Here is a 2945-nt window from a genome sequence, read left to right on the forward strand (position 1 = left end):
GGGGTCGGGGCGGCAGGGCGTCCGCCCTCCGCGGCCTCGGCGGCCGTGCGGTTGACCGCCTCCAGCCACGCACGGTGCTCCTCGGCGCGGTCGGAGCGGAACCCGGAGTCCAGGACCCGCTCCCCGTGGCGCCAGGTGAGGACCAGCAGGCCGCCGTCGGTGAGCACCTTGCCGGCGATCCCCCGGTCGAGCCGGGCCCCGATCAGCCGGTCGGCGGGGACGAAGAAGTCCCGCGCGCCGGGGCGCACCACGCGCACCCCGTGGTCGGTGAGGGTCAGTTCCGCCGTGCTGCGGGTGCCCAGGCCCCGGGTGACGATGCGGTCCAGCCACTGCTCGGTGGTGGTGGAACCGAAGTAACGGCCCCTCAGCACCATGCGGGCCGGGGCGTCGGGGGCGGGGTCCACCGGCAACTCGGGCAGGTCGGAGTGGAAGGAGCCGCGGCGGGCCCATCCCCGACTCATCAGCCAGTAGAGCAGGACCACGACCAGCAGCATGCCGATGGTCCAGGAGATGTACCCGGGCCAGTGGATCTCGGGGCGCTCCACCGCGAGGGCGCCCGGGGGGACGAGGGACTCGAAGGGGATGCTCACGCGGGCTCCCCCTCCACGACGGTGGCCCGGCCGCGCAGGAAGGTGTACCGGACCCGGCCCGGCAGCTCCAGCCCGCGGTAGGGGGTGTTGCGGCTGCGGGAGGCGAAGGACCCGGGGTCCACCACCGCGCGGTGGTCGGGGTCGAAGAGGACCAGGTTGGCGGGCTCGCCGGGGGCGATGGGCCGGCCGTGTCCGGCCAGGCGGCCGATCCCGGCGGGCCGGTGGGACATCCGCTCCGCGACCCCGGCCCAGTCCAGCAGCCCGGTGTCCACCATGGTGTGCTGGACCACCGACAGCGCGGTCTCCAGGCCCACCATGCCCATGGCCGCGGCGGGCCACTCGCAGTCCTTGTCCTCGTGCGGGTGGGGGGCGTGGTCGGTGGCCACGCAGTCGATGGTGCCGTCGGCCAGCGCCTCGCGCAGGGCGCGCACGTCCCGCTCGGTGCGCAGCGGCGGATTGACCTTGTAGACCGGGTCGTAGGAGCGCACCAGTTCGTCGGTGAGCAGCAGGTGGTGCGGGGTGACCTCGGCGGTGACCCGCCAGCCCTTGGACTTGGCCCAGCGCACGATCTCCACCGAGCCCGCCGTGGACAGGTGGCAGATGTGCACCCGGGAGTCGACGTGCGCGGCGAGCAGCACGTCCCGGGCGATGATCGACTCCTCCGCGACGGCGGGCCAGCCGCCCAGTCCCAACTCGGCGGAGACGGTGCCCTCGTTCATCTGGGCGCCCTCGGTCAGCCGGGGCTCCTGGGCGTGCTGGGCGATCACGCCGTCGAAGGCCTTCACGTACTCCAGCGCCCGACGCATGATCACCGCGTCGTCCACGCACTTGCCGTCGTCGGAGAAGACCCGGACGCCGGCGGCGGACTCGTGCATCGCGCCCAGTTCGGCGAGCTGCTTGCCCTCCAGGCCCACCGTGACCGCGCCGACCGGCTGGACGTCGCAGTAGCCCGAGGAGCGGCCCAGCCGCCACACCTGCTCCACCACGCCGGCGGTGTCGGCCACGGGGAAGGTGTTGGCCATGGCGTGGACGGCGGTGAAGCCGCCCCGGGCCGCGGCCCGGGTGCCGGTCAGGACCGTCTCGGAGTCCTCGCGACCGGGCTCGCGCAGGTGGGTGTGGAGATCGACCAGACCCGGCAGCAGGACGGCGCCGTTCGCCTCGACGATCTCCGCCCCGGCGGCGTCGGGACCGTTGGGATCCGCCCCGACGGCGGCGATCGTCCCGTCCGCCAGGAGGATGTCCACGGGGTCGGCGCCGAGCGGGCGGGCGCCGCGGATCAGGGTCTTGCCGGTGGTCACTGGTTCTCCTCGGGAAGGGCGGGGGCGGCGGGAACGGCGGGGACTGCGGGGACACTCCCGGGGGACGCGCCGCCCAGCAGCAGGTACAGGACGGCCATCCGGATGCTGACGCCGTTGGTGACCTGCTCCACGGCGGTGCACCGGGGGGAGTCGGCGACCTCGGCGGTGATCTCCATGCCCCGGTTCATGGGACCCGGGTGCATGACCACCGCGTGCTCCGGCATCCGGGCCATCCGGTCGCCGTTCAGGCCGTATCGGCGGGAGTACTCGCGCTCGGTGGGGAAGAAGGCGGCGTTCATCCGCTCCCGCTGGACGCGCAGCATCATCACGGCGTCGCTCTTGGGGAGCACGGCGTCCAGGTCGTAGGAGACGGCGCAGGGCCAGCTCCCGACCCCGACGGGGATGAGGGTGGGCGGCGCCACCAGGGTGACCTCGGCACCCAGGGTGTGCAGCAGCCGCACCCCGGAGCGGGCCACCCGGCTGTGCAGGATGTCGCCGACGACGGTGACCCGCCGGCCGGCCAGGTCGGCACCGGCGCCCCGGGCCCCGGTGCCCACCAGTCGCCGCCGCAGGGTGAAGGCGTCCAGCAGCGCCTGGGTGGGGTGCTCGTGGGTGCCGTCACCGGCGTTGACCACGCTGCCGCCCAGCCACTCGGAGCGGGCCAGCCGGTGCGGGGCGCCCGAGGCGTGGTGCCGGATGACGACCGCGTCCGCGCCCATGGCCTGGAGGGTGAGCGCGGTGTCCTTGAGCGACTCCCCCTTGGAGACCGAGGAGCCCTTGGCCGAGAAGTTGATCACGTCGGCGGACAGGCGCTTGGCGGCGGCCTCGAAGGAGATGCGGGTGCGGGTGGAGTCCTCGAAGAAGAGGTTGACCACCGTGCGGCCGCGGAGGGTGGGCAGCTTCTTGACGGGGCGGTCGGCGAGACGGGCGAGTTCCTCGGCGGTGTCGAGGATCAGGACCGCGTCGTCGCGCGAGAGGTCGGCGGCCGAGACGAGATGGCGTTTCATCGCTTGCCTTCCGGGGTCAGGCAGGTGGGTCGGGCGGGCCGGTGGGGACG

At 74.0% G+C, this 2945-nt stretch carries 3 protein-coding genes; all 3 read right to left on the reverse strand.

Features of this window, described 5'->3' with window-relative positions:
* Positions 1-584 (reverse strand): PH-like domain-containing protein (locus FOE67_RS21435; protein WP_438874277.1); only part of this gene is annotated, 584 nt, incomplete at its 3' end.
* A 2-nt stretch (positions 585-586) separates the two neighbouring features.
* Complete coding sequence (locus FOE67_RS21440) at positions 587-1888, reverse strand: dihydroorotase (RefSeq protein ID WP_182666477.1); 1302 nt, start codon at positions 1886-1888, stop codon at positions 587-589.
* A complete protein-coding gene (locus FOE67_RS21445) occupies positions 1885-2895 on the reverse strand; it encodes an aspartate carbamoyltransferase catalytic subunit (protein WP_182666478.1) in 1011 nt (336 codons plus the stop codon). Before FOE67_RS21445 ends, FOE67_RS21440 begins: the two co-directional genes overlap by 4 nt.
* Positions 2896-2945 lie beyond the last annotated feature (50 nt).

It is taken from the genome of Streptomyces calidiresistens, from assembly GCF_014141525.1.
In the GTDB taxonomy this organism is placed as follows: domain Bacteria; phylum Actinomycetota; class Actinomycetes; order Streptomycetales; family Streptomycetaceae; genus Streptomyces; species Streptomyces calidiresistens.